Source organism: Microbacterium sp. 67-17 (assembly GCF_001898325.1).
In the GTDB taxonomy this organism is placed as follows: Bacteria; Actinomycetota; Actinomycetes; order Actinomycetales; family Microbacteriaceae; genus Microbacterium; species Microbacterium schleiferi.
The window spans coordinates 86,467-110,978 of the sequence record NZ_MKTR01000002.1 but is presented as its reverse complement, the minus strand read 5'-3'; the positions used below and the strand labels follow the sequence as shown (position 1 = coordinate 110,978).

General features: G+C 67.9%; 24 protein-coding genes. 17 read left to right on the top strand and 7 right to left on the bottom strand.

From position 1 onward, the window contains the following. Nucleotides 1-9 precede the first annotated feature (9 nt). Nucleotides 10-648 (bottom strand): TrmH family RNA methyltransferase, encoded by a 639-nt coding sequence (locus BGO47_RS00565; RefSeq protein WP_292707266.1) that lies wholly within the window; start codon nucleotides 646-648, stop codon nucleotides 10-12. A gap of 115 nt (nucleotides 649-763) precedes the next feature. Between BGO47_RS00565 and BGO47_RS00560 the strand changes: the two genes are divergently transcribed. Further along, the gene (locus BGO47_RS00560; protein ID WP_292707264.1) at nucleotides 764-2,074 is read left to right on the top strand and encodes an Nramp family divalent metal transporter; all 1,311 of its coding nucleotides are present in this window, start codon (nucleotides 764-766) and stop codon (nucleotides 2,072-2,074) included. Nucleotides 2,075-2,108: 34 nt separating this feature from the next. Further along, the gene (locus BGO47_RS00555; RefSeq protein WP_292707261.1) at nucleotides 2,109-2,744 is read left to right on the top strand and encodes a metal-dependent transcriptional regulator; all 636 of its coding nucleotides are present in this window, start codon (nucleotides 2,109-2,111) and stop codon (nucleotides 2,742-2,744) included. 95 nt (nucleotides 2,745-2,839) lie between these two features. Here BGO47_RS00555 and BGO47_RS00550 read toward each other — a convergent pair whose 3' ends face one another. Next, complete coding sequence (locus BGO47_RS00550; protein ID WP_292707258.1) at nucleotides 2,840-3,787, bottom strand: SDR family NAD(P)-dependent oxidoreductase; 948 nt, start codon at nucleotides 3,785-3,787, stop codon at nucleotides 2,840-2,842. 42 nt (nucleotides 3,788-3,829) lie between these two features. Between BGO47_RS00550 and BGO47_RS00545 the strand changes: the two genes are divergently transcribed. Together BGO47_RS00545 and BGO47_RS00540 are read left to right on the top strand one after the other, a co-directional pair. After that, nucleotides 3,830-4,639: an HAD-IIA family hydrolase gene (locus tag BGO47_RS00545; protein WP_292707255.1), complete on the top strand. Its 810-nt coding sequence runs from the start codon at nucleotides 3,830-3,832 to the stop codon at nucleotides 4,637-4,639. Then, on the top strand, nucleotides 4,639-5,211 hold the full coding sequence (locus BGO47_RS00540) for a YdeI/OmpD-associated family protein (RefSeq protein ID WP_292707252.1): 573 nt from the start codon (nucleotides 4,639-4,641) through the stop codon (nucleotides 5,209-5,211). The genes BGO47_RS00545 and BGO47_RS00540 overlap by 1 nt, the downstream gene beginning before the upstream one ends. Before the next feature lie 282 nt (nucleotides 5,212-5,493). Here BGO47_RS00540 and pyrE read toward each other — a convergent pair whose 3' ends face one another. Then, entirely contained in the window at nucleotides 5,494-6,087 is a 594-nt protein-coding gene (pyrE, locus tag BGO47_RS00535) for an orotate phosphoribosyltransferase (protein ID WP_292707249.1), read from the bottom strand. A gap of 191 nt (nucleotides 6,088-6,278) precedes the next feature. On the opposite strand from pyrE, the gene BGO47_RS00530 reads away from it, so the two are divergent. After that, entirely contained in the window at nucleotides 6,279-7,817 is a 1,539-nt protein-coding gene (locus BGO47_RS00530) for a Re/Si-specific NAD(P)(+) transhydrogenase subunit alpha (protein ID WP_292707246.1), read from the top strand. Continuing rightward, nucleotides 7,814-9,271 (top strand): Re/Si-specific NAD(P)(+) transhydrogenase subunit beta, encoded by a 1,458-nt coding sequence (gene pntB, locus BGO47_RS00525; protein ID WP_292707243.1) that lies wholly within the window; start codon nucleotides 7,814-7,816, stop codon nucleotides 9,269-9,271. Before BGO47_RS00530 ends, pntB begins: the two co-directional genes overlap by 4 nt. Nucleotides 9,272-9,388: 117 nt before the next feature. Here pntB and BGO47_RS00520 read toward each other — a convergent pair whose 3' ends face one another. Then, nucleotides 9,389-9,805 (bottom strand): hypothetical protein, encoded by a 417-nt coding sequence (locus tag BGO47_RS00520; RefSeq protein ID WP_292707239.1) that lies wholly within the window; start codon nucleotides 9,803-9,805, stop codon nucleotides 9,389-9,391. A 225-nt stretch (nucleotides 9,806-10,030) separates the two neighbouring features. Here BGO47_RS00520 and BGO47_RS00515 point away from each other — a divergent pair, with 225 nt between their 5' ends. Genes BGO47_RS00515 through BGO47_RS00500 form a run of 4 tightly spaced genes read left to right on the top strand, consistent with a single transcriptional unit; the run spans nucleotide 10,031 to nucleotide 13,973 of the window. Then, a complete protein-coding gene (locus BGO47_RS00515) occupies nucleotides 10,031-10,891 on the top strand; it encodes an exodeoxyribonuclease III (protein ID WP_292707236.1) in 861 nt (286 codons plus the stop codon). 39 nt (nucleotides 10,892-10,930) lie between these two features. Continuing rightward, nucleotides 10,931-12,103: a type III polyketide synthase gene (locus BGO47_RS00510; protein ID WP_292707233.1), complete on the top strand. Its 1,173-nt coding sequence runs from the start codon at nucleotides 10,931-10,933 to the stop codon at nucleotides 12,101-12,103. Nucleotides 12,104-12,122: 19 nt separating this feature from the next. After that, nucleotides 12,123-12,806 (top strand): methyltransferase domain-containing protein, encoded by a 684-nt coding sequence (locus BGO47_RS00505; RefSeq protein WP_292707230.1) that lies wholly within the window; start codon nucleotides 12,123-12,125, stop codon nucleotides 12,804-12,806. 3 nt (nucleotides 12,807-12,809) lie between these two features. Then, on the top strand, nucleotides 12,810-13,973 hold the full coding sequence (locus BGO47_RS00500; protein WP_292707227.1) for an NAD(P)/FAD-dependent oxidoreductase: 1,164 nt from the start codon (nucleotides 12,810-12,812) through the stop codon (nucleotides 13,971-13,973). Here the strand turns inward: BGO47_RS00500 and BGO47_RS00495 are convergent. Then, nucleotides 13,954-14,817, bottom strand: coding sequence for a UbiA family prenyltransferase (locus BGO47_RS00495; RefSeq protein ID WP_292707224.1), 864 nt, complete (start codon nucleotides 14,815-14,817; stop codon nucleotides 13,954-13,956). The genes BGO47_RS00500 and BGO47_RS00495 overlap by 20 nt on opposite strands. A gap of 193 nt (nucleotides 14,818-15,010) precedes the next feature. On the opposite strand from BGO47_RS00495, the gene BGO47_RS00490 reads away from it, so the two are divergent. From BGO47_RS00490 to BGO47_RS00475, 4 genes are all read left to right on the top strand, one after another. Next, entirely contained in the window at nucleotides 15,011-16,261 is a 1,251-nt protein-coding gene (locus tag BGO47_RS00490; protein WP_292707221.1) for a sensor histidine kinase, read from the top strand. Next, nucleotides 16,258-16,902: a response regulator transcription factor gene (locus tag BGO47_RS00485; RefSeq protein WP_292707218.1), complete on the top strand. Its 645-nt coding sequence runs from the start codon at nucleotides 16,258-16,260 to the stop codon at nucleotides 16,900-16,902. The genes BGO47_RS00490 and BGO47_RS00485 overlap by 4 nt, the downstream gene beginning before the upstream one ends. A 107-nt stretch (nucleotides 16,903-17,009) precedes the next feature. Then, on the top strand, nucleotides 17,010-17,894 hold the full coding sequence (locus BGO47_RS00480) for an ATP-binding cassette domain-containing protein (protein WP_292707215.1): 885 nt from the start codon (nucleotides 17,010-17,012) through the stop codon (nucleotides 17,892-17,894). Then, on the top strand, nucleotides 17,891-18,994 hold the full coding sequence (locus BGO47_RS00475; protein ID WP_292707213.1) for an ABC transporter permease: 1,104 nt from the start codon (nucleotides 17,891-17,893) through the stop codon (nucleotides 18,992-18,994). Before BGO47_RS00480 ends, BGO47_RS00475 begins: the two co-directional genes overlap by 4 nt. Before the next feature lie 82 nt (nucleotides 18,995-19,076). Here the strand turns inward: BGO47_RS00475 and BGO47_RS00470 are convergent, their stop codons facing one another. Next, the gene (locus BGO47_RS00470) at nucleotides 19,077-20,870 is read right to left on the bottom strand and encodes a glycoside hydrolase family 15 protein (protein WP_292707210.1); all 1,794 of its coding nucleotides are present in this window, start codon (nucleotides 20,868-20,870) and stop codon (nucleotides 19,077-19,079) included. 143 nt (nucleotides 20,871-21,013) lie between these two features. Here BGO47_RS00470 and BGO47_RS00465 point away from each other — a divergent pair, with 143 nt between their 5' ends. Further along, nucleotides 21,014-22,387: a glucose-6-phosphate dehydrogenase gene (locus BGO47_RS00465; RefSeq protein WP_292707207.1), complete on the top strand. Its 1,374-nt coding sequence runs from the start codon at nucleotides 21,014-21,016 to the stop codon at nucleotides 22,385-22,387. Between the two features lie 28 nt (nucleotides 22,388-22,415). Here BGO47_RS00465 and rraA read toward each other — a convergent pair whose 3' ends face one another. Beyond that, entirely contained in the window at nucleotides 22,416-22,883 is a 468-nt protein-coding gene (gene rraA, locus BGO47_RS00460) for a ribonuclease E activity regulator RraA (RefSeq protein WP_292707204.1), read from the bottom strand. Nucleotides 22,884-23,001: 118 nt separating this feature from the next. On the opposite strand from rraA, the gene BGO47_RS00455 reads away from it, so the two are divergent. Next, complete coding sequence (locus BGO47_RS00455; RefSeq protein ID WP_292707201.1) at nucleotides 23,002-23,829, top strand: LLM class F420-dependent oxidoreductase; 828 nt, start codon at nucleotides 23,002-23,004, stop codon at nucleotides 23,827-23,829. An 89-nt stretch (nucleotides 23,830-23,918) separates the two neighbouring features. Further along, nucleotides 23,919-24,485 (top strand): nitroreductase family protein, encoded by a 567-nt coding sequence (locus BGO47_RS00450; RefSeq protein ID WP_292707198.1) that lies wholly within the window; start codon nucleotides 23,919-23,921, stop codon nucleotides 24,483-24,485. Nucleotides 24,486-24,512: the final 27 nt, after the last annotated feature.

Here is a 24,512-nt window from a genome sequence, read left to right as displayed (position 1 = left end):
TGCCGTCGCTCACGCCCAGCGGCGGCACCACTCGTACATCACAACAGCGGCAGCCGCGGCGGCGTTGATCGAGCGGGTCGAGCCGTACTGGGCGATTTCGACGGTGCCGGATGCCGCGGCCAGCGCCTCGGGCGAGAGTCCCGGCCCTTCCTGACCGAACAGCAGGACGCAGGCCTGCGGCAGGTCAGCGTCGGGCAGAGGCCGGGACCCCTCGACGTTGTCGATCGCGATGATCGGCAAGCTCGCGGCATCCGCCCACGCGGCGAAGGCCGCGACATCCTCGTGGTGGCGCACGTGCTGGTAGCGGTCGGTGACCATCGCGCCGCGCTTGTTCCAGCGGCGGCGCCCGATGATGTGCACCTCGGCCGCGAGGAAGGCGTTCGCGCTGCGGACGATGGAGCCGATGTTGAGGTCGTGCTGCCAGTTCTCGATGGCGACGTGAAACGGATGCCGCCGCTCATCGAGATCGGCAACAATGGCGTCCATCCGCCAAAAGCGATACCGGTCCACGACGTTTCGCCGGTCGCCGCCGGCGAGGAGTTCGGGGTCCAGGTGCGGATCGTCTGGCCACTCCGCCTTGCCGCCCGGCCAGGGGCCGACCCCGTGGGAGAGTTCCGGCTCGCTCCCGGGCTCGGACTCGACGTGCACGTCGAGCAATCTATCCGACGGCAGTGTGACTCCGGGGCAGGAGGCGGATGGCTGCGCCCGTCTTCGGCTCGCCATCATCTTTTCGGTTCACCGAAATATCGGTAGGGTTTTCGGCATGCCGAAGTCCCCACCGACTCCCACTCCCCCCGCCTCAGCACCGGTGAGAGCACCCCGGCTGGTGTGGCTCCTCGGCCCGGCGATGGTCGCCGGCGTCGCCTACCTCGACCCCGGCAACGTGGCCAGCAACATGACGGCCGGCGCTCGCTACGGGTACCTGCTGGTGTGGGTGGTCGTGGTCGCGAACGTGATGGCCTGGCTCATCCAGTACCTCTCGGCAAAGCTCGGTGTGGTCACCGGCGAGAGCCTGCCCCAGGCACTCGGGGGGCGAATCCGGAGCGTCTGGGGTCGGCGCCTGTACTGGCTGCAGGCAGAGCTTGTAGCCATGGCGACAGACGTTGCCGAGGTGATCGGCGGCGCCGTTGCCCTGAACCTGCTGTTCGGCATCCCCCTGTTGTGGGGTGGGGTGATCACGGGCGTCGTTTCGCTGGGCCTGCTGATCGTGCAGTCACGCCGCGGCGCCCGACCTTTCGAGGTGATCGTGATCGGGCTCGTGGTGCTCATCGCGGTCGGATTCACCGCCGGAGTCTTCGTCGCACCGCCCGACCCCGCCGGAATCGTCGCCGGCCTCGTCCCCCGGTTCGGAGGCGCCGACTCGGTGCTGCTGGCGGCATCCATCCTCGGGGCCACCGTCATGCCGCACGCAATCTACGCACACTCGGCCCTCAGCCGCGATCGGTTCGCGCCGGTCGCGACTGCCCAGCAGTTCACGTTCGGCTCAGCGGCGGCCGGCCTCGAGTCGGGGCGTGGCGTGTCGACGCGGCGGCTGCTGACCGCCACCCGCTGGGACGTCACGATTGCGATGGTCATCGCTGGCACCGTCAACCTCTGCATCCTGCTGCTGGCCGCGGCGAACCTCGCGGGCGTCCCCGGCACCGACTCACTCGAAGGCGCCTACGCTGCCCTGCGCGACGGGCTCGGGCCGATCATCGCGACGCTCTTCGCCGTCGGCCTGCTCGCGAGCGGGCTCGCCTCGACAGCCGTCGGGGCCTATGCAGGCGCCGAGATCATGAGCGGCCTGCTCCACATCCGGGTCCCGCTCGTCATCCGGCGCCTGGTCACGCTCGTACCCGCCCTCCTGATCCTCGGATTCGGCGTCGACCCGACCTTCGCGCTCGTGCTCAGCCAGGTCGTACTCTCGTTCGGCATCCCGTTCGCCCTGGTTCCCCTCGTATGGATCACCGCGCGGCGCAGCGTCCTCGGCCCGTTCCGCAACCGACTCACCACGACAGTCCTGGGGGTGGTGTCGGCGGCACTGTTGATCACCCTCAACCTGGTGCTGCTGTGGCTGGTCTTCACCGGCACGTAATCGAGCGCCCGAAACTGACGGGTAGGGTTTCGACATGTCCTCCGCGGCCATCGACGACTATCTGAAGACGATCTACCACCACACGGAGTGGCAGACCGAGCGGATCACGCCGTCGCAGCTCGCGTCCGAGCTCGGACTCGCGCCTTCGAGCGTGACCGAGATGGTTCGCAAGCTCGCCGCGCAAGGACTCGTGACCCACCGCCCGTACGGACCGATCTCGCTGACGGCAGCGGGCGAGCACCGCGCGGCAGCCATCATCCGTCGCCACCGCCTCATCGAGACCTGGCTGGTGCGCGAGTTCGGGTACACGTGGGCTGACGTGCACGAAGAGGCCGAGATTCTCGAACACGCCATCAGCGATCGCCTCCTCGACGGCATCGACGCGCGCCTCGGGAGACCCCGGTTCGATCCCCACGGCGATGCGATTCCGGATGCCGACGGCACGGTGATTCGTGAGCCGTTCGTTCTTCTCGCCGATGCGCCGCTCGGACACTGTGGGCGGGTACTTCGGGTCTCGGACCGCGTTCCGGGCCTGCTCGAGGCATTGGATGAGGCATCCGTCGATGTGGGAAGCGTCGTGTGCGTCCGCGGCCGCGAGCTGCTCGATGTCGGGGACCGCGCGGTGACACTGCCCGCTGCGGCACCCGCAGCCATCTGGCTCAGCGCCTGAACCGGTCCGCACCGCGACGACCGTTCAGTCGCGCCTTGACGCGGGTCACATCCCGCCCGACCCATACAACGACGCGACCGAACCCGAGGCCTGGCTCAGCGAGCGACGGATGCCGCCGCGAAAGGCCAGCGGGTGCGGGTTGCTGCTTCACACGCATCCCAGATGCGTGCCAGGCGTTCGGGGTCGCGCACGATCTTCGGCAGGCGCGCTCGCCGGGGATCGCCCTTGACGAGATAGCGCGGCCCCCAGAACTGCCCACCCCCGATCGAGGGGTCGGCCAGTGCCCGCACGAGCGGCCACGCCCCGCGCTCTTTGGACTGGGTGAAAGGTGTCTGCAGATTGTCGACGAACCGCGTGATCTTGCTCGGTTGGTTCACGCCGTGCAGCCCGATGGTCCGTCCGCTCGTCGAGTACCCCGGGTGAACGACCACACTGTCGACCGGAACACCGTGCTCGCGCAGGCGACGATCTGCTTCCAGCCCGAGGGCCGTCGTCACGACCTTCGACTGCACGTACGCACGCCAGCCCGAGTAGCCCTCGGTCAGCTGCAGATCGACCGGGTCATAAGGGGTCAGTGAGATCGACATGCTGCCGAGCCACACCATCCGTCCACCCGAGCGCGCGAGCGGCACGAGCAACTCCCCCGCGAGCGCGAAGTGCCCGAGTGCGTTCGTGGCAAGCACGACCTCGGCGCCATCGGAGGTCGTCTCGCGGCGCCGCGGCGGATGGACGATGCCCGCGTTCAGCAGCACGCCATCCAGTGGGCCGCGGGTGCGCAAGGATGCCGCCGCCGACCGAATCGAGCCCGGCTTGGCCGTGTCGATGATGAGGGATTCGATGTCGGCTCCCGGAACGCGCCCGGCGAGCGTTGCTCGAGCGGCGGACAGGCGCTTGGGGTTGCGGCCCGACATGATCACATGCGCTCCGGCTCGGGCCAGTTGCTCACTCGCGAAATACCCGAGGCCCGCGTTCGAACCCGTCACGAGGTACGACTGTCCGGAAAGGTCGGGCAGCGACTCGGGATCCCACCGCCTGCGCGTCACGTGATCGACACTAGACCTCCCCGCGCGGGATACGCTGTGGCCATGCGGACCCGAGCAGACGTGGAATGCTGGCTCACCGATATGGACGGCGTGCTCGTCCACGAGAACATCCCCGTTCCCGGCGCGGCTGAGGTGATCGAGGGCTGGCGCGAGCAGGGAGTACCCTTCCTGGTCCTGACGAACAACTCGATCTTCACGCCGCGCGACCTGAGCGCCCGCCTCCGGGCATCCGGTCTCGTCGTGCCCGAAGAGGCGATCTGGACCTCAGCGCTCGCGACGGCGGATTTTCTGCGCGGGCAGGCTCCCGGAGCATCCGCTTTCGTGATCGGCGAGGCAGGACTCACGACGGCGCTTCACGAGGCCGGCTTCATCATGACCGAGAACGACCCCGACTATGTCGTTGTCGGCGAGACCCGCAATTACTCGTTCGAGGCGATCACCAAGGCGATCCGAGCGATTGCCGGCGGAGCGCGATTCATTGCGACGAATCCCGACGCGACCGGGCCCTCAGCAGAGGGCATCCTTCCGGCGACGGGCGCGATCACTGCCCTCATCACGAAGGCCACCGGCAAGGAACCGTACGTCGTGGGAAAGCCCAACCCGATGATGTTCCGCTCGGCGCTGAACCGCATCGGCGCTCACTCGGAATCGACAGGGATGATCGGCGACCGGATGGACACCGACATCGTCGCGGGCATCGAGGCGGGTCTTCACACGGTGCTCGTGCTCACCGGCATCAGTGACCATGCCGAGATCGACCGCTTCCCGTTCCGTCCCGACGAGATCCTGGACTCGATAGCCGAGTTGCTTCCCGCGGAGCCCGAAGAGTCGGAGATGCCTGAGGTGCTGTGATGGGAGCCCTCGACGACGGCGAGCGCGTTGAAGCGACGGATGCCGCGGCCTGGCGCGTCTGGCTCGGGGCCAATCATGCGACCTCGAAGGGGGCATGGTTGGTGCGCGCCCGGCCGGGATCGGGCCTGACGCTCGTCGAGTACGAGGACTCGATCCTCCAGGCGCTGTGCTTCGGGTGGGTCGACGGTCCCGTGCGTGTGTTCGACGAGAAGCGGAGCGGACTGTGGTTCGCGCCGCGACGGCCGGCCAGCGGCTGGGCTGCGACGAACAAGGCGCGGATCGCGCTCCTGGAGGCGCAGGGCCTTCTGGCCGAGGCCGGCATCCGCGCCGTCGAGATCGCGAAGGCCAACGGCACCTGGACAGTGCTGGACGAGGCAGAGGCCGGTATCGATCCGGCTGATCTGGTCGCGGCCTTGGATGCGAACCCCGCAGCGCGCGCGAACTGGGATGCGTTCCCGCTGTCTGCTCGCAAGTACGGGCTTCAACAGATCGCGCTGGCCAAGCGCCCCGAGACCCGCGCGGCACGTATTGCGAAGATCGTCGCCGGCGCGGCCGAGGGGAGACGGCCGTGAACGAGGTCGAACAGTCGCCACTGCTGTGGACGTCACTGATCATCATCAGCGGCGCCCTCGTCGTCGCCGTCTGGCAGTGGTGGCGCAGCCGCGGCGGCGGCGGCGGCGAGGACTGAGGTATTACTGAGCACTCGTTCAGTAGCGCTGAAACGCGGCGTGCCTCGCCCTCAACCCGCAACACGACGCGACCGAACTCTCAGGACTCAGGTTCAGTCGCGCGAAAGTGTGGGTTCAGCTCGACAGCACCCGCAAGACGGCGCGACTGAACCTTGGGCCTCTGCTCTACTGCGGGGCGAGGCCGAGGTCGTCGAGGTCGATCGCCGCGAGCCAGGTGAGCCCGGCGTCCTCGATCGCGGCCTGCGCGCCGGTCTTGCGATCGACGATCACGGCAACCGCGACCGGCTCCGCGCCCTCGCGGCGCAGAGCCTCGACCGCCTTGAGGGCGGACTGCCCCGTCGTCGAGGTGTCTTCGAGCACGACGACGCGCTTACCCACGACATCCGCTCCCTCGACCTGCCTGCCACGGCCGTGGTCCTTCGGCTCCTTGCGGACGACGAAGGCGTCGAGCGGATGCTCGGTGCCGACTGACGCGTGCATCACAGCGTTCGCGATGGGGTCGGCACCGAGAGTCAGGCCGCCGACCGCGACGATGGTGTCGGCATCCGTCCCGAGCCCGGTGCGGACGAGATCGAGCATGATCCGGCCGATGGCAGGGGCCGCCCGGTGATCGAGCGTGAGCTTGCGCATGTCGACGTAGTACGAGGCCTTCTTGCCGCTGGAGAGGGTGAAGTCGCCATGGAACACGGCCTCGGCGCCGATGAGGGCGATGAGGGCTTGGCGGTCGGCTTCGAGTTCGGGCGTGGAGGAAGCGGTCACAGCCCGAGTCTAGGAAAGAACGAGCGATGTTTCCGTGACATCTCTGAGCAGGGTGTGGCGGGGGCTCCTAGATTGGTGTAGCTCGGGCCGCGCCTCACCGCCGAGGACGATGGTCCCGAAGCTGCCGCGAGCGCGCCGATAGAGTCGGCCCGTCCGCGGAACCCGCACGCAAGAAGCAAGGGAGTGCGCACATGACCCGCATCGGCATCGTCGCGGAGCGAGACGGCGAAACCCGCGTCGCTCTCACGCCGCCCACCGTCATCCGGCTGCTCAGCCTCGGGTACGAGGTCGCCGTCGAGGCGGGAGCCGGTGCGGCATCCTCGTTCCCCGACGCTGCGTACGAGGCTGCTGGTGCCGACGTGACCGATCGCGCGGGCGCGTGGGGTGCCGATGTCGTCGTGACGGTGACGGCTCCCAGCGCTGAAGACGTCGCCCTGCTTCGGGACGGCGCGACAGTGATCGGAATGCTCGCACCGGCGTTCCGACCCGAGGTTCGGGAGTCGCTCGCGACGCGGGGCATCACGGCACTGTCGCTGGATGCCGTTCCGCGCATATCTCGCGCGCAGTCGATGGATGTCCTGAGTTCGATGGCCAACATCTCGGGCTACCGCGCCGTCGTCGAGGCAGCGCACGAGTTCGGTCGCTTCTTCACCGGCCAGGTAACAGCGGCTGGCAAGGTTCCGCCGGCAAAGGTGCTGGTCGCCGGCGCCGGCGTCGCAGGACTCGCCGCGATCGGGACGGCGGCAAGCCTCGGCGCAATCGTGCGCGCCACCGACCCGCGACCCGAGGTCGCCGACCAGGTGAAGTCGGTCGGCGGAGAGTACCTCCCCGTCGAGGTCGACGAGGTGATGGAGTCTTCCGACGGGTACGCCAAGGCGACCAGCGAAGCCTATGATCGCCGCGCCGCTGAGATCTACACCGAGCAGGCCTCGGATGTCGACATCATCATCACCACAGCGCTGATCCCGGGGCGCGCGGCGCCGCGGCTGATCACGGCATCCGACGTCGCCCAGATGAAGCCCGGGAGTGTCATCGTCGATATGGCGGCGGCGCAGGGCGGCAACGTCGAGGGGTCGGTGGCGGGCGAGCGTGTCGTGACCGAGAACGGCGTCACGATCCTCGGCTACACGGACCTCGCGGGAAGGCTCCCCGCGCAGGCCTCGCAACTGTACTCCACGAACGTCTACAACCTGATCGCACTGCTGACCCCCGGCAAGGACGGCCAGCTGACGATCGACTTCGATGACATCGTGCAGCGTGGAGTCACGATCGTCCGCGACGGCGAATCGACCTGGCCACCACCGCCGGTGCAGGTCTCGGCAGCGCCGAAGCCGGTCACCGCGGAGCCCGTTGCGAAACAGGAACCCAAGAAGGCGCCCACGTGGCGAACCCCGGTGCTGCTCGGGGTGGCGGCGACCCTGCTTTTCGCCGTGACCGCGGTCGCGCCAGCGCCGATCCCGCAACACTTCACGGTGCTGGTGCTGTCGATCATCATCGGCTTCTTCGTCATCGGAAAAGTGCATCACGCGCTCCACACGCCGCTCATGAGCGTGACAAATGCCATCTCGGGCATCATCATCGTCGGCGCGATGCTGCAACTGGCATCCGGGGTGCTCGTCGTCCAAATTCTCGCGGCCGTCGCGGTGCTCTTGGCCAGCATCAACATCTTCGGAGGCTTCGCCGTGACCCGACGAATGCTCGCAATGTTCTCGAAGGGTGAGACCCGATGAGCGCCGCGCCGGTCCTTCTCCACAGCAGTGCGTCGGCTTCTGCCGCGAGCGCGTCGGTTGCGGCATCCGTCGCAGGCGCCGCCTACCTCGTCGCGGCGCTGCTGTTCATCCTGAGCCTGCACGGCCTCAGCAAGCACGAGACAGCCCGCCGCGGTGTGCTGTTCGGCATCGCGGGCATGGTTATCGCCATTGCCGCGACGATCTGGCTCACGGTCGAGCAGCTCTGGGGACAGCCGCAGGCCGCGATCGGTCTCACACTGCTGGTGGTCGCGGTGCTGATCGGCGGATCGATCGGGCTGTGGCGCGCACGCGTCGTCGAAATGACCGGGATGCCCGAACTCATCGCGCTCCTCCACAGCTTCGTGGGCCTTGCGGCCGTCATCGTGGGGTGGAACGGAGCACTGGACCCGGGCGAGATCGACGGTGCGCTGCTCGGCATCCATCATGCGGAGGTCTTCATCGGGGTCTTCATCGGGGCCGTGACCTTCACGGGATCGATCGTCGCGTTCCTGAAGCTCTCGGCCCGCATCTCCTCGAAGCCGCTGATGCTGCCGGGCAAGAACGTCCTCAACCTCGGCGCCCTCGTCGCCTTCGTCGGCCTGACGGTCTGGTACGTCATCACGCCGGATCTGTGGCTGCTGATCGTGGTCACGATCCTCGCGCTGCTGCTCGGCTGGCACCTCGTTGCCTCGATCGGCGGCGGCGACATGCCCGTTGTCGTCTCGATGCTCAACAGCTACTCCGGCTGGGCTGCCGCGGCAGCGGGCTTCATCCTCAGCAATGACCTGCTCATCGTCACGGGCGCCCTCGTCGGGTCCTCCGGCGCCTACCTGTCGTACATCATGTGCCGCGCCATGAACCGGTCGTTCATCTCCGTCATCGCGGGCGGGTTCGGGATCGAGGCGCCGAGATCGACGGATGCCGAGACCGGCGAGCACCGCGAGATCGACGTCACCAGCGCCGCCGAGCTTCTCGCCGAGGCCGACCGGGTCATCATCACGCCGGGCTACGGCATGGCTGTCGCTCAGGCGCAGTACCCGGTCGCGGAGCTGACGGCGAAGCTGCGCGAGCGCGGCGTGGACGTCAGGTTCGGCATCCACCCCGTCGCCGGGCGCCTTCCCGGGCACATGAACGTGCTGCTGGCCGAAGCCAAGGTGCCGTACGACATCGTGTTCGAAATGGACGAGATCAACGACGACTTCGGTGAGACATCCGTCGTGCTGGTCATCGGCGCGAACGACACCGTTAACCCCGCCGCCGCCGAGGATCCTGGCAGCCCGATCGCCGGGATGCCGGTGCTGCGGGTCTGGGAGGCCGACAACGTCATCGTCTTCAAACGGTCGATGGCCTCGGGCTACGCCGGCGTGCAGAATCCGCTGTTCTTCCGCGAGAACGCCCAGATGCTCTTCGGTGACGCCAAGGAGAAGGTCGAGCAGATCCTGCGGGAGCTGTAGCGCCGGCATCCGTTTCACGAACGAACTCTTCGCCGAGGGGTCGCAACACGCCGCATCCGCGCCGTGGCGTACGGCGTGTTGCGACCCCTCGCGTGCGACGTTCGCCGCAGATGCGGATCAGCGCGAGTTTCGGGCCAGAAACGGATGTGGCCAGGCGCCGAGTGCGAGCACTGCGAGGACGACCTGAACGAGGCCGGTGCCGAAGTAGATGCCGTGGAGCGGCGACCACACGAGCATGATGGCGATCTCGACGAAGATCCAGATCATCATGACGAGCCCGGCCGCCGCATGCAGACCGGCCGCGAGGCGGAAACGCCAGTACTGCGCAGCAAGCGCGAGCGCCTGCGATCCGCCCACGACGACCCCAAGGATGACGCCGGGCCAGACATACGACGTGAAGACGGACCCCTCGATCCACTCCGTCGGAACGGGCATGAATCCGAGGGTGAGCCCTGCCATACCCAGCAGAGCCGAAACCAGGTTGAACCAGGCGACAACCTGAAGCGATATCGACACCCACCGCGAGCCGGTCATACGGCGCACGATACGCCGCGACCGAACCCCGGACGAAGAGGTGGGCCGGATCAATTCCCCCAGGCAGAATCGGGTGGTGTCGCTAACTCAGCAATCTCGACCGCCGTACAGCCTTCCCGCGCCGGTATGACCGGACGTGGGACCGGAACTCAGGAGTTAGCCACACCACGCACCGGGCACCGGCCCTAAGCGGGCGAGGTCGGCGGGCGACTCTAGGCTGAGTTCATGCGCCTTGCCACCTGGAACGTGAACTCCGTCCGCGCCCGGGTCGACCGGATCGTCGACTTCGCGGTGCGTGAAGACATCGACGTGCTGGCGATGCAAGAGATCAAGTGCAAGGTCGAGCAGTTCCCGTTCGAGCAGTTCGAGCAGGCGGGCTTCCACGTCGAGGCCCACGGGTTCTCGCAGTGGAACGGTGTCGCAATCGCCAGCCGCTCCCGCCCGACCGAGGTCGAGACCGCCTTCCCCGGGATGCCCGGCTTCGCCAAGGGGCACGAGGGTCCGGATGCTCCGCAAGAAGCCCGCGCGATCGGGGCGACCATCGACGGCGTGCGTGTCTGGAGCCTCTACGTCCCCAACGGCCGCGCCCTCGAAGACCCCCACTACGTCTACAAGCTCCACTGGCTCGAGGCGCTGCGCCAGTACACCGCCAGCACCCTGGCTGCGACCCCCGACCTGCCGCTGGCCCTGGTCGGCGACTTCAACATCGCCCCGACGGATGCCGACAACGGCGACCCCGCGACCGTTGAAGGATTCTCGACCCACGTCTCGGCCCCCGAGCGCGAGGCCTTCACCGCTCTCGAGCAGGCGGGACTCGCCGACGTCGTCAGGCCCCTGGTTCCAACGGGATTCACCTACTGGGACTACAAGCAGCTGCGCTTCCCGCGGAACGAGGGTCTGCGGATCGACTTCATCCTCGGCTCTCGCACTGTGGCGGATGCCGTAACGGATGCCGCCATTCACCGCAACGAGCGCAAGGGCGAGGCCCCGAGCGATCACGTCCCCGTGGTCGTGGATCTCGACCGCGCGCGGCTGTCGCCGGGGGAAGACGACCAGGACGATGACCGTCCGATGATCTTCGGCTGACGCGGCCCCACCGAGGTGCCCGGCGCCTAGGGTGAGTGCATGAGAGTGCAGCTCATCGGCATTGGGACGGCGGTGCCGGAGTTCGCGCTCTCGCAATCCCAGGTGAGGGACCTGTTCCTCGCTGAGCCGGATATCGCACCCCTGACGGCACGGCTCATCCGCGCCGCCTACGACAACTCGGCGATCGGGCGGCGCCACACCGTCATCGAAGACTTCGCGAGTGGCGGCGGAACCTTCCTCGAGCCGGAGAGCCGTGTCATCCGTAGTCCGGGGACGGGCCCCCGCAACGAGCTCTACGCACGCGAAGCGCCGAAGCTGTCCGAGACCGCGGCGCGGCGCGCCCTGCACGACGCCGGAGTGCAGCCGAGCGAGATCACCCACGTGGTCACCGCCAGCTGCACCGGCTTCTACGCCCCCGGACCCGAGTACCGACTGGTCCGCGACCTCGGACTCGATCCCACCGTCGAGCGCGAACACATCGGTTTCATGGGATGCGCCGCAGCGATCCCCGCGCTGCGTTCGGCGTGGCGCATCTGCCTCACCGACCCGACGGCAACGGTCTTGGTTTCGTGCACCGAAGTGTGCTCGATCCACATGCGGTCATCGCCCGACCCCGATCAGATCGTCGCCTCTGCTGTTTTCGCCGACGGCGCAGCAGCGGCGGTCGTGACCGCCCGGCCTCCAGAACGCAGCGAACCTCGCGAGCTACCCGCACCGTCCCGGGCGCTGGAACTCACGGGCTTCACGACCGCCCTCACCACCGACGGCGAGCAGGACATGGCGTGGATCATCGGCGACCACGGCTTCGAGATGACACTCACCGGCAATGTTCCTCGCATCGTCGGACGCGAGGTCCGCGTAGCGCTCGCGCCGGTGCTCGAGCGCACCGGCGCGATTGATCAGTGGGTGGTGCACCCGGGCGGGCGCAGCATCCTGGACAGGTTCGAGCAGGCGATGGATCTCGACGAATCAGCTCTCCAGCGATCCCGAGCGATCCTGCGCGACTACGGGAACATGTCCTCTGCCACCGTGCTGTTCATCCTCGCCGACCTTCTCGGAGATCCCACGGCGGAGACGGGCCAGCAGGTGCTCATCACGGCGTTCGGACCCGGCCTGGCCGTCGAGAGCGCGACGGCCAGGGTTACTGCGCGCGAACCTCACGAGTCAGCGGCAAGCGTGCTCGAAGAACAGGCGGCCAGTGCGCGTTCGTGAGGCGGACCTTCGCGAACTGATGGATGATCCGCACTGCGACGAGCGGATGCTTCTGCGCACGGTCCGCCGGTTCGGTCTGGTCAACCGGGCGGTGTCGGGGTGGGGCGCGATCTACCGATCCCGTCTGCGCCCCTACCTTCGCTCCCGAGCTGACGAGCTGCGTGAGGCACCGGTCCGGATTCTCGACGTCGGATGCGGCGGCGGCGATGTCACTCTGACCCTCGCACGACGCGCCCGAGCAGACGGCTTCGCGGTGGAGGTGTGCGGAATCGATCCCGACACGCGGTGCCTGTCTGTCGCGAGGTCGCGTCCATCCGAGCCCGGCGTGACCTTCCGCGGCGCGTACGCCGCAGACCTCGTCGAGGCGGGCGAAGAGTTCGATGTCGTCGTGTCGAACCACGTCCTTCATCACCTCAGCCGGGACCAGCTTCACGAGCTGTTCGCGCACACCGACGCGCTGGGTGCCGAGCTCGCGCTGCACAACGACATCGCCCGCAGCAGAACGGCATGGGGCCTCTACAGCCTCGGCATCCTGCCGTTCGCGCCCGGGACCTTCTTGTTCACCGACGGACTGCGCTCGATCCGCCGCTCATACACTCTCGCCGAGCTCCAGCGAGAGATCCCGCCGGGATGGACGGTGACGTCGCCGGCCCCGTTCCGCGTCATCGCCACTCGAAGCTCGCGCACCACGGGCGGGGTGTGATCCATGCGTGTCCTGATCGTCGGCGCCGGTCCGGTGGGCACGCTGCTGGGCGCCGAGCTTGCCCGCCTCGGCGTGGAACACGTCACGCTCGAAGCGCGTGAGGCCCCCGGCGCCGGATCCCGTGCGATCGGCATCCATTCGGCTGCGCTGTCGGCGATGTCAGCCTCGGGGGTGACTGATCGCATCCTCGCCGCGTGCCTGCAGGTCCGCGAAGGCGAGGCCAGGGTCGGCGGCCGGACCGTGACCACGATCCGCTTCGGAGCGGTGCGCACCGGCTCCCTCGCATCCTTTCCGTTCGTGGCAACCCTTCCGCAGGCCGCCACCGAGGCCGCGATCGCCGGCGCGGCGGCCGGCCACGGCGCCGCCGCCCCACAGCGCGGAATCCGCGTGCTCGAGGTGATCGACGAGGGATCGTCGTGTCGGGTGATCACCGACCGCGGCGAGGTGCGCGGCGATGCGGTCGTGATCGCGGCGGGGTCTCGCTCCCGCCGCATCAGTAGCCTCACCCGGGACGGGAAGCGCCGCGCGTACCCCGACCGGTACGTCATGGCCGATGCTCCCGATGGCACCGACGACGGGCCTCGCGCCATCGTTCACCTGCATCCAGACGGCGTCCTGGAGTCCTTCCCCCTGCCCGGCGGCCTGCGGCGATATGTCGCCTGGCACCGGCCGGGCTCCACAGCTACCGCAACTGACGACGCGGCCACCCTGCGCGACGCCGTCAGCCGGCGTGCGGGATCCTCTGCCGACATGATCACGACCGCGACGACCTTCGGGGTCGGCCGATTCGTCGCACGCCGGATGCTGCGCGGACGGGTTCTCGCGATCGGTGACGCGGCCCACGAGGTGAGCCCCATCGGCGGGCAGGGCCTCAACCTCGGGCTCATCGATGCGGCGACGCTCGCGCCGCTGCTCGGAGAGTGGAGCAGCACTGGAGAGCAGCCGGCCGCTCTCGCCGCGTGGGAGCGTCGACGGAGAGCCGCCGCGAGGACCGCGGCCCGGATCGCAGCGCTGAACACCGTGGCCGGACGTGGTCACACTGGCCTCGGTGCGGCCACACGACTCGCCGGCATCCGTGTCGCGCCGGCGCGGCTGCTCGCGCACGCCTACGGGATGGGTTTCGATCCGGATGCCCGGACAAGCCCCCTCACGCCGCAAACGCGGTGAGAACCAGTTGAGCGGCAAGGATCAGACCCGACGCCATCACCAGTCGGAAGACCAGGCGGTCCGGCTTCCGGAGAGCGCGGAGCAGGCCCGCAACCGCGCAGGCCACAACGCTCGCTGACGCAGCGAGCGCCACGGCGGGGGGCGCCTCGCCGAACGATCCGACCAGCACGACGACGGTCCCCGCGATGACGGCGGCGAACGCGGCTATCGCACTCGGCGTGGCACCGATCCGGTGACCGAGTCCGCGCACACCCGTCGCCTCGTCGTCGGCGAGATCCGGCAGCACGTTGGTCAGGTGAACCGCCACACCCAGCAGCGCACCGGCGGCTCCCTGCCACCACGGAGCCGCCGCAGGCAGGGCAGCTGCCAGGGTTGCGAGCGAGGGCAGGATGCCGAAACTCACCGCGAACGGGATCACCGATGCCCATGTGAACTTCAGCCAGGCGTTGTACGCCCACGCCGAGGCCAGAGCGATGCCATGGGCGAGGCAGAACTGCCACCCGATAACGCCGGAGACACCCAGCGCGAGCACGAGCGCAACGCCCGCTGCAGCAGCGACCGCTCTGCGCGAGATCACGCCCGCCGCGATCGGCTTGTCGCGACGCCCGATGGCGATGTCGCGCTGGGCGTCGATGGCGTCGTTGGACCATCCCACAGACAGTTGGCCGAAGAGCACAGCCGCGACGGTCAGGGCGATGCGCTCCACTCCGATGCCTGCGCCGACGGCGAGCAATCCGGCGAGCGTCGTGACGACCACCGTCGGCCCAGGATGCGAGCACGCCAGCAACGCGAGCACCCGGCCCCCGAATCCTGTCGTGACCGGGGAGGTCTGCCGGCTCGCCATGCCCTCACAGTACGCGTCAGCACACCGCGCCCGGCACGCCGAACGCAGGATCAATCCGCACTGCCGACCCCTGGCGACTCGTCTCACCCGTCTGATCCTGCGATCGGGACCGTGGCTGGCGGCGTCCAGCAGGCGCGAGGCCTCCCCCATGAGACGGATGTGACGTGGCATGGGATCGACGTAGCGTGGATGGGTGAGTGATCCGACGCGTGCCACCTCGTGGTGGGTTCCGCTGCGAGGCGATGTCTGGCTAGCAGTGGCACTGTTCGTCACGGCGGTGCTGAGCACGGCTCTCGGCTCGGTCGCCGGGATCTACAGCCAGACCGAGGTCGACCTCCGTTTCGCCCTCCTGTATGCCTTCGGCGTCACAGCACCACTCGCATGGCGGCGGCGCCTACCCAGCACGGTCGCGGTCGCGGTGTCGATCGCGTTCTTCCTCGGCATGACGGCGCGCATCCCGGAGCTCTACGTGGGAAACGTTGCCGTCTTCATCGCCTTCTACACGGTCGGGGCGTGGGTAGACGATCGGCGCCGCGCCTTCATCGTGCGCATGGTGATCATCGTGGGGATGTTCATCTGGCTGCTGGTGACGATGTTCATCGATGCCACCGCCCCCACCGACGAGGGACTGTCGCGCGCAGGGCTGTTCTCGCCCTACGTGGCGTTCATGCTCATCCAGTTCCTCGTGAACGTCGCCTTCTTCGGCGGTGCGTACTATTTCGGCAACCGCACGTTCGAGTCGCGCCGCCAGCGCGAGGTCCTTGCCGAGCGGACCGTCGAGCTCGAACGGGAGCGCGAGACGACCGCCGCGCAGGCCGTCGCCCTCGACCGCGTCCGCATCGCTCGTGAACTGCACGATGTGGTGGCCCACCATGTCTCGGCCATGGGCGTGCAGGCTGCCGCGGCGCGGACGGTGTGGGATGCCGATCCGGATGCCGCGCGGCGCGCCCTCATCGACATCGAGCAGGCAGCGCGTGATGCCCTCGTGGAGTTGCGTCAACTGCTCGAGACACTGCGCACGCCGGTGGACGATGACCCCACCGATGCATCGACGGTCGGACTGGACGCACTGCCTGCCCTTGTCGCGCATGCCAGCGAGAACGGACTGCCTACGACCTTGACGATCATCGGCGAGCCGGTGCCGGTGGCACCGACGGTACAGGTCAACGCCTTCCGAATCACGCAAGAGGCCCTGACCAACGCCCGTCGTCACGGCGGCCCGGATGCCGCGGCCGACGTCCGCGTGCGGTATCTACCCGAGGCGCTCGAGGTCGAGATCGTGAACTCCGGAAGACCCTCACTCTCCTCCCAGAGCGGGCTCGGAGTTCTCGGCATGCGCGAGCGGGCAGCCGCGTCCGGCGGCTCGATCGAGATCTCACCGCGCCGCGAGGGTGGATTCCGGGTACGCCTGAGCGTGCCGCGCCTCGAGGGGGTGGGCGCGTGAGTACTCGGGTTCTGCTGGTCGACGATCATGCGCTCATGCGCGCTGGCTTCCGCCTCATCCTCGACAGCGCTCCCGACCTGGAGGTCGTCGGTGAGGCTGCGAGCGGCGAAGAGGCGGTGCGGGCGGCATCCGATCTCAGACCCGATGTCATTTGTATGGACGTGCAGATGCCCGGAGTGGGAGGGCTCGCCGCGACGCGCCAGATCGTCGCCGACCCCGGGCTCGAGTGCGCCGTCGTGATCGTCACCACCTTCGATCGGGATGACTACCTCTTCGAGGCCCTCGAGGCTGGGGCGAGCGGCTTTTTGCTGAAGAACGCAGCGCCCGAGGATCTGCAGTCTGCCGTGCGGGTAGCTGCGGCCGGCGACGCGCTGCTGGCCCCCGAGGTGACTCGCCGCGTCATCGCACGGTTCGCGGCTGCACCGCCGACGCCGACACCACCGGCAGCGGCCGACCTCACCGAGCGCGAGTCGGAGGTTCTGCGTCTGATGGCGCAGGCGATGAGCAACGCTGAGATCGCGGCGCACCTGATCATCGGCGAGGCAACGGTGAAGACCCACGTCTCCAACGTGTTGCTCAAACTCGGCGTCCGCGACCGCGTCGCCGCTGTCGTCTATGCATACCGTCACGGGCTGGCCTGACCCGGGAACCCGCCTCCCCCGCGCGAGGGAGGGCATGACCCGCCTCGAGGCGGATGCGCGGCGAGGCGCGGCTTCCTAGCCTGGAGGTACCGAGTGAGAGGAGCAACATGCTCGAGTTGTCGCACGTGACCAAGAGTTATGGCGCGCACCGTGTTCTGAACGATCTGTCGTTCACTGTCAGGCCCGGCCGGTTGACCGGCTTCGTCGGAGGGAACGGTGCGGGAAAGACCACGACGATGCGCATCATCCTCGGGGTGCTTGCCAAGGATGACGGGTCGGTCACCATCAATGGTGCCGCGCTGACCTCGGCGGACAGGCGCCGCTTCGGCTACATGCCCGAAGAACGCGGGCTCTACCCGAAGATGAAGGTCGGCGAGCACATCACCTATCTCGCCCGGCTGCACGGGTTCGACAAGGGCGAGGCGGAGGCGAGGTCTATCGCCCTCCTCGAGCAGCTCGGGCTCGGGGAGCGCCTGAACGACACCGTCGAGAGACTCTCACTCGGTAACCAGCAGCGGGCGCAGATCGCCGCTGCGCTGGTGCACGAGCCCGACGTGCTCATCCTCGATGAGCCCTTCTCGGGGCTCGATCCCCTCGCTGTCGACGTGGTCGCAGACGTCTTGCACCGCCGCGCGGCTGCCGGCGTCTCCGTCCTGTTCTCGTCGCACCAGCTCGACGTCGTCGAGCGCCTCTGCGATGACATCGTCATCATCGCCGGCGGAGAGATCCGCGCCGCCGGCAGCAGCGAGCACCTGCGCCAGCAGCACTCGGGACATCGCTACGAACTGCGCACTGCCGGCGACCTCGGCTGGCTGCGCGAGGAACCTGGTATCACGGTTGTCGAGTTCGACGGCGGAAACGCCCTTTTCGATGCGGCGGATGACGCCGCCGCCCAGCGCGTCCTGCAGCGCGCAGCCAGCGAGTCGAGCATCGAGCGCTTCACCCCTGTTCGCCCGACGCTCGCGCAGATCTTCAAGGAGGTCATCCAGTGACTACCGCCGCTCCGACATCCACGCCCCGCGGCTTCCAGAACGTCTGGCTCGTTGCCGAACGCGAAGTGGGCTCCAAACTGCGCAGCCGCGCCTTCGTGATCTCGACGGTCATCACCCTGCTGATCGCGCTCGCCGCGGTTATCTGGGGCGGGTTCTCTGCCGGCAACCCGTCTGCGACGCAGGTCGCGGTCACCTCATCGACGGCAGCTGCGGTGCAGAAGGTCCCCGGCGTCGAGGTGACGCAGGTCGCCGACCGGGATGCCGCGGAAGCACTCGTCCGCAGCGGTGAGGTCAGCGCCGCGGTTGTCGATGACGCATCCTCGCCCACCGGTGTGGTCGTCATCGCCGAGGACTCGCCACCGACGTCGCTGCTCATGGGGCTGTCGGAGTCTCCGTCAGTCGTACTTCTCGACCCGGCGACCGTCGACTTCGCGCTGCGCTACTTCGTCTCGATCGGGTTCGGAATCGTCTTCCTTCTGGCGGCATCCCTCTTCGGCGGAACCATCGCCCAGAGCGTCGTCGAAGAGAAGCAGACCCGCGTCGTGGAGTTGCTCCTGTCGGCGATGCCGGCGCGAACGCTCCTGGCGGGCAAGATCATCGGGAACACCATCCTGGCAATGGCGCAGATCCTGCTCCTCGCCACGATCGCCGTGGTAGGGCTGATCGTCACCGGGCAGAGCGAGGTGCTCCAGGGCCTCGGCGCCCCGATCGCCTGGTTCGCGATCTTCTTCCTTTTCGGGTTCGTGCTGCTCGCCGCCCTTTTCGCGGCAGCGGGTTCGCTCGTCTCGCGCATGGAAGACATCGGCTCGACGACCGCGCCGCTGACGATGCTCATCATGGCGCCGTACTTCCTGGTGATTTTCGCAGGCGACAACCCTGTCGTGCTCACCGTGATGTCGTACGTGCCGTTCTCGGCGCCGGTCGGGATGCCGCTTCGGCTGTACCTCGGAGAGGCGCAGTGGTGGGAGCCGATCCTGTCGCTGGTCATCCTTATCGCCACCTGTATCGCTGCGATCGTGCTGGCGGCAAAGATCTACGAACGCTCGATCCTGCGCATGGGCGCGCGCGTCTCATGGCGCGAGGCACTCAAGACCCCGTGATCTGAATGCCCCGGCTATCCCGCGTCGGTCCCGTCTCCGCCTCGGAGCGCGGGACCGTCGCGGGGATCACGACTGTTGCGCGCTACTCCCGGTCGGCGGCGCGGCCGTGGTGTCCAGCCAGCGCGTCGGCGGCCCGGACGAGGGCAAGGTGCGAGAGAGCTTGAGGCGTGTTCCCGGCCTGACGGGCGCCCTCGACGTCGTACTCCTCTGAGAGCAAGCCGACGTCGTTGGCGAAGCCGCAGAGACGGGTCATGAGCGCCATCGCGTCATCCACACGACCGCTGTTCGCATACTGCTCCACGAGCCAGAACGAGCAGGCGAGGAACGGATGCTCGGTGCCCGCGAGACCGTCCACCCCGCTCTCGGTGCGATAGCGGTGCAGGAGTCCGTCCACCATGAGCGTGCGTTCCATCTCGGCGACGGTGCCCAGCATCCGCGGGTCATCGTGCGCGACGAACCCCACCTGCGCAAGCAACAGCAGTGAGGCATCCACTTCGGTCGACCCGTAGTGCTGCACGAAGTGGCCGCGCTCGGCGTCGAAACCGTGCGCGTCGATCTCCGCCCGCACCTGGTCACGCAGCTTCTCCCACTTCTGCGCGTCGCCGGGAAGACCATAGTCGCGCACCGCCCGCGCACCGCGGTCGAACGCAGCCCAGATCATCGCTCGAGAGTGCGTGAACTTCTGCGGCTCGCCACGAATCTCCCAGATGCCATTGTCAGGCTTGTCGAAGTGGCGCTCGACGAACGCGAGCATCGCCCGCTGCAGTGCCCACGAGAAGTCGGTCTCTTCGACCCCAGCCACACGGGCCGCCTCAAGGGCCACCATCACTTCGCCGATGACATCGCCCTGGTACTGGTCGGAGGCACCGTTTCCGATCCGCACCGGCGCCGACCCCTCATATCCGGGCAGCGACGCGAGTTCGCGCTCGACCAGATCGCGCTCTCCCGCAAGCCCGTACATGATCTGCAGATCCTTGGGGTCGCCCGCGATAGCGCGCAGCAGCCACTGCCGCCAGCGCGCCGTCACACGCAGGAAGCCGTGGGAGATGAGCGCCTCGATCGTCAGCGCGGCATCGCGCAGCCACACGTAGCGGTAGTCCCAGTTGCGCACTCCACCGAAGTCTTCAGGAAGGGAGGTGGTAGCCGCCGCGACGATACCGCCGGTGTCTTCGTGTGTCAGTGCGCGAAGCACCATGAGCGAGCGCACGACCTCATCTTCGAACGGGCCATCGTGGTCGACACGTCCCGCCCACTCACGCCACCAGTGCAGCGTGTGGGTGAGCATTCGATCGACATCGGCGGGGTCCGGTGCCTCCCGGTGAGATGGGAACCAGGTCAGGGTCAGATCCACCCCGCTGCGCGCTTCGACCGTGAACGATCCGCGGTGCACGTGGTCGTCGGGGTTCATCTCTACACCACGCACCAGTACGGCATCCGGCCCCGCGATAGCCAGCAACGCCGGTTCAACGTGGCTGCCTACCTGACGCACCCACGGGAGCGCGCGAGCGTAGTCGAAGCGCATCCGCAACTCCGTCGTGAAATCGACGTGGCCCGAAACCCCCTCGACGCGCCGCACGAGCTCTACCCGACCGCCGTCGATCGGCATGAAATCGCGCACCTCAGCGACACCCGTCGAGGTCTCCCAGCGGGTGACGAGCACGAAGGTGTCGTCCTCGTAGTACCGCGCCACCGTGGCGTCGGGGTCGGCAGCGCGGATGGTCCAGTGACCGTGCTTCTTCTCACCGAGCAGCGCGCCGAAGATCGACGGAGAATCGTATCTCGGCAGGCACAGCCAGTCAATGCTTCCCTCGCGGGAGACGAGAGCAGCCGTGCGGCAGTTGCTCAAAATCGCGTAGTCCTCGATCGGCGCGGCCATGTCCCGATTGTGTCAGCCCCCGGCAAGGTTCGCGGTAGATCCACCGCACACGCGGCATCCGAGCTGAGGTCGCTTACCTCTCGCCCCCCACGACTTCCCGACGAATCTGCCTGCCGGACACACAGCGTCGATAAGGTGGCGACATGGCCGACCAGACGACGACGCTCATGATTCTCGGCGCATCGGGGGACCTCACCTCCCGGTTGCTGCTGCCTGCTCTCGGCCAGCTGCTCTCGCGGCAGCCCGGTCGCCAGGTGCGCCTGCGCGGCGCGGGGATGGATGACTGGACCGACGAGCACTGGCGCGAGACCGTCCGCACCGCCTTCGCGTCGATGGATGCCGAGGACGCGTTCCAGAAGGTCGCCGACACGACCTACACGAAGGCCGACATCACCGCACCCGACGACCTCACGTCGCTGCTCTCCGAGACGCACGGCCGAATCGCCCTGTACTTCGCGGTTCCGCCGGCAATCGCCGCCAAAGCCTGCGAATCACTGTCGTCGGTCGACCTTCCCGACGGACTCATCCTGGCCCTCGAGAAGCCGTTCGGGACGGATGCCGACAGCGCCCACGCGCTCAATGAGAAGCTCGCGGCGCTCGTCCCCGAGAGCCAGGTATTCCGCGTCGATCACTTCCTCGGCCGCTCGATGTCGCTGAACATCATCGGCGCGCGCTTTGCCAACCGCGTCCTCGAGCCGATCTGGTCGGCTGAGCACATCGAGTCGATCGACATCACCTACGACGAGAAGCTCGGGCTCGAGGGGCGGGCCGGCTACTACGACAAAGCCGGGGCGCTGCGCGACATGATCCAGAGCCACCTCCTGCAGCTGATGGCGCTTGTGACGATGGAGCCGCCCGCGACGCTCGGTGAGCAGGACCTCCGGGGCGCGACGACCTCGGCGCTGTTGGCCACGCGCATCTGGAACGATGACCCCATCGCATCCTCGCGCCGCGGGCGGTACACGACCGGCACGATCGACGGGCGCGAGCTGCCGAACTACGTCGACGAGCCGGGGGTGGATCCCGACCGTAAGACCGAGACCCTCGCCGAGGTCGTGCTCGAGGTGCGCAACAACCGCTGGGCGGGTGTTCCCATCACGATGCGCTCGGGCAAGGCGGTCGGGGATCCGGTCAAGGAGATCCTCATCCGATTCCGCCCGGTTCGGCACCTGCCCGAAGGATTCACCGGCGCGACCCACGGTTCGCGCCTGAGGTTCACCCTGGGCCCCGACCGGATGTCGCTCGGCTTGAATGTCAACGGCGCCGACGACCCCTTCGCTCTCACCTGGGCAAGGCTCAGCGCCGACCTCGGTGAGGGCGCGCTCCTGGCATACGCCGAAGTACTCTCCGAGATCCTTGACGGCGACCCGACCCTGTCGGTGCGCGGTGATGCCGCCGAACAGTGCTGGCGCATCGTCCAGCCCGTTTTGGATGCCTGGAAGGCCGACGAGGTTCCCCTTCAGGGCTACCCGGCGGGATCGCACGGACCCGCCGACTGGCCCGACCGCGATTACTGAGCCGGACCGTCAGCCTCGAGGACGGGGATCAGCGCTCCACGACCACCCCGTCGGCATCCGCCCAGACGTGCCTGCCCGGAGTGAACACGACGCCGCCGATCGTCACGGGGACGTCCAGGTCGCCGACGCCGTCCTTGGCGCTCTTGCGCGGGTTCGAACCGAGAGCCTTGACCCCGAGGTCGAGTCGCCCGATCGCTTCGCGGTCGCGAATCGCGCCGTACACGAGGATGCCTGACCAACCGTTCTCGACCGCGGATCCCGCGATGAGATCTCCGACCAGCGCCGAATCGAGCGAGCCACCCCCGTCGATCACGAGCACGCCACCGCGTCCCGGAGTTGCCAGGGTCGCCTTCACCAGGGCGTTGTCGCGAAAGCAGCGCACCGTACGGATCGAGCCGTCGAAGGCGATCCGACCACCGATATCCTGCAGCTGGATGCCGAGCGAATCAAGCTCGTCGCCGCGTTCGTCGAACAGGTCAGCGGTCGCTATCGTCATGGTCTGACCCTATCCGTACGCACAGCGGCGCTCGGGTTTTGATCACCGGAAGATCCCGCGGACTTCCGACTCGCGCAAGTGCCGCCCGGTCACGACCGGTTCGGACAATACTCGAAGGATGACGACCCACCCCGCAGAGCATCGTCCCGTGCGCGTCGGCGTGCAGCTCGCACCCCAGCACGCCTCCTACTCCCGGATCCGCGACGCCATCTGCCGAGCCGAGGATCTGGGCGTGGACGCAATCTTCAACTGGGATCACTTCTTCCCGCTCACCGAACCGCTGGAGGCCGAGCACTACGAGGCGTGGACGATGCTCGCCTCGATCGCCGAACTCACGGAGCGGGTGGAGTTCGGCCCGTTGGTCAACTGCAGTTCGTACCGCAACCCCGACCTGCAGGCCGACATGGCCCGCACGGTCGACCACATCAGCGCGAAAGGCGGGACGGGTCGGCTGATCTTCGGCACGGGCTCGGGCTGGGCCGAGAAGGACTACCTCGAGTACGGCTACGAGTTCGGCACCGTCGGATCACGCCTGAACGATCTGCGCCACGACCTCGGGCGTATCCGTCGCCGATGGGAGCTGCTGGATCCGGCGCCGACGCGAGACATTCCGATCCTCATCGGCGGGCAGGGCGAGCAGAAGACGCTCCGGCTCGTGGCCGAGCACGCCGCTATCTGGCACACGTTCACGCCGATTGAGAAGATCCCTCACAAGCTCGACGTGCTTCACGACTGGTGTGCGCGCGTCGGCCGGGATCCCGCCGACATCGAGATCGCGACGGGCTTCACTCCGCGCGGATTCGGGCCACTGCTGGAACAGGATGCCCTGGAGCGGCTGCATCCGCTCGGGGTGCGCTTCATCATCCCCTCGATCGACGGGCCGGACTACGACCTCTCCCCCGTGAAGCCGCTGCTGGAGTGGCGAGACCGGATGAACGGAGCCTGACGCGGCGCGGGGAATACCAAGCGAAATTGGGTGTTGACCGAAGAGGACGACGGGGTCCGTTCCGATAATCCTCAACACCGGGAGAAGTCATGACCACCATCGCCCCGTCCAATGCCCTGCTCGACGTCCTCGCGAACCGCCGCAGCACTCGGGTCTTCGATGCCGAGCGCCCGATTGACGAGTCAGCACTGTCGGCAGCTCTCGAAGCTGCGCGCTGGGCGCCGTCGGCAGCAAACACTCAGCCGTGGCGACTGATCGTCGCACGGCGCGGCACCGACGCGTTCTCGCAGATCTCGAATGCGCTCACCGGTTTCAACCAGGTCTGGGCTGTCAATGCGGGAGCACTCGTGGTCTTTCTTGCCGACACCGAGCATGACGGCGTGGAGTTGCCGTGGGCCGAGTATGACGCGGGCCAGGCCGCTGCGCACTTCACCGTGCAGGCACATGCCGACGGCCTGATGACACACCAGATGGGAGGGTTCGATCGCGCCGCGATCGCTGCCGCGTTCTCCCTTCCCGAGACCGTTCGCCCGCTCACCGTCATGGCTGTCGGGAACCTGGGCGATCTTGACGCCGCAGACGACGCGGTCCGCGAACGTGAGGCCGCGCCGCGCATCCGTCGTCCGCTGTCGGAGACTGTGCTGGTCGACGCCTGATCTCACACAACACAGCCACGGGGCCTG